The sequence below is a fragment of the Streptococcus mitis genome, from assembly GCF_001579035.1.
Classification (GTDB): domain Bacteria; phylum Bacillota; class Bacilli; order Lactobacillales; family Streptococcaceae; genus Streptococcus; species Streptococcus mitis_J.
On sequence record NZ_KQ970287.1, the window covers coordinates 131481 to 133141 of the forward strand.

1 protein-coding gene and 1 pseudogene are annotated in these 1661 nt (G+C 39.2%); both read left to right on the top strand.

Annotation, left to right across the window (positions count from 1 at the left end):
• A partial coding sequence (locus SMIDD26_RS05100; protein WP_280630520.1) for a helicase C-terminal domain-containing protein occupies positions 1-1345 on the top strand: 1345 nt, incomplete at its 5' end.
• A 36-nt stretch (positions 1346-1381) separates the two neighbouring features.
• Positions 1382-1661, top strand: a pseudogene (locus tag SMIDD26_RS12835) (rod shape-determining protein RodA); the annotation flags it as partial.

Consider the following 1661-nt stretch of genomic DNA (forward strand, 5'->3'; position numbering starts at 1 on the left):
AGATGAAATTGGGCAACTCTACCGTTACCAACATTTTCTAACAGATCTTCGTCATGACGGGAATTTATCATCTCAGAGCTTATTTGTGACGGAAGATTTTTGGAAACGTAGTCAAGAAAAGGCACAAACCTGCAAGCTTTTAGTGACCAATCATGCCTATCTTGTAACCAGACTGGAAGATAATCCTGAATTTGTCAGTGACCGTTTACTGATTATTGATGAAGTTCAAAAGATCTTGTTGGCTCTAGAAAATCTGCTTCAAGAGACCCATGATATCCAGTCTATTATCGATTTGCTTGATAAGGCTTTACTGGAGGAGCAAAATAAGGTCCAACAACGAATACTAGAAAGTATTCGCTTTGAGTGCCTTTACTTGATTGAACAATTTCAGTCTGGAAAATCTAAGAAAAATATCTTAGATTCTCTTGCCAATCTCCACCAGTATTTTTCAGAACTAGAAGTAGAAGGCTTTGAGGAGCTGGTTCGCTATTTTACAGCTGACCGAGATTACTGGCTTCAAGCAACTGCAACGGGTCAAAAGAAAATTCAGATTTCTTCTACGAAATCAGGCCGTATTCTTCTATCTTCCTTAGTGCCTGATTCATGTCAAGTCTTGGGAGTGTCGGCCACTCTTGAGATTAGTCAAAGAGTTTCTTTGGCAGACCTGTTAGGCTATCCCGAAGCTAAATTTGTTAAGATTGAAGCTTGTAAAAAACAGGATCAAGAAGTGGTCTTGTTCAAAGATTTTCCCCTGGTAACAGAAACCTCCTTAGAAGTTTATGCCAAGGAGGTAGCTGATTTACTGATGGGAGTTCAAGCTTTCCAACAACCGATTTTGGCTCTCTTTACTGCCAAAGACATGCTTCTAGCAGTATCAAATTTACTCCCTGTAAGTCATTTAGCCCAGTATAAAAATGGCGATGTTCATCAACTGAAGAAACGCTTTGAAAAAGGAGAACAACAAATCTTGCTTGGTGCAGCAAGTTTCTGGGAGGGAGTTGATTTTTCAAGCCATCCTTTTGTGATTCAGGTTGTACCAAGACTTCCTTTCCAAAATCCTCAAGAGCCCTTGACGAAAAAGATCAATCAGGAACTAATTCAAGAAGGGAAAAATGCCTTTTATGATTATCAATTGCCAATGGCCATTATTCGTTTAAAGCAAGCTTTGGGAAGAAGTATGAGACGCGAACACCAACGTTCCTTAACCCTTGTTTTGGATAGGAGAATTGTCGGAAAGCGATATGGCAAACAGATAGTAGCATCTCTAGCAAAAGAAGCGACTGTTAAAACCGTCTCTCGATCCGAAGTTGATGAGGCTGTTGATAAATTTTTAAATGAACTTTGATAAATAGTATTGTATGAAAGTATAAGGTTAGTGTATATGAAACGTTCTCTCGACTCTAGAGTCGATTATAGTTTGCTATTGCCAGTATTTTTTCTACTGGTCATCGGTGTGGTGGCTATCTATATAGCCGTTAGTCATGATTATCCAAATAATATTCTGCCCATTTTAGGGCAACAGGTCGCCTGGATTGCCTTGGGACTTGTGATTGGTTTTGTGGTCATGCTCTTTAATACAGAATTTCTCTGGAAGGTGACCCCCTTTCTATATATTTTAGGTCTTGGGACTCATGGTCTTACCGATTGTCTTTTATAATCCA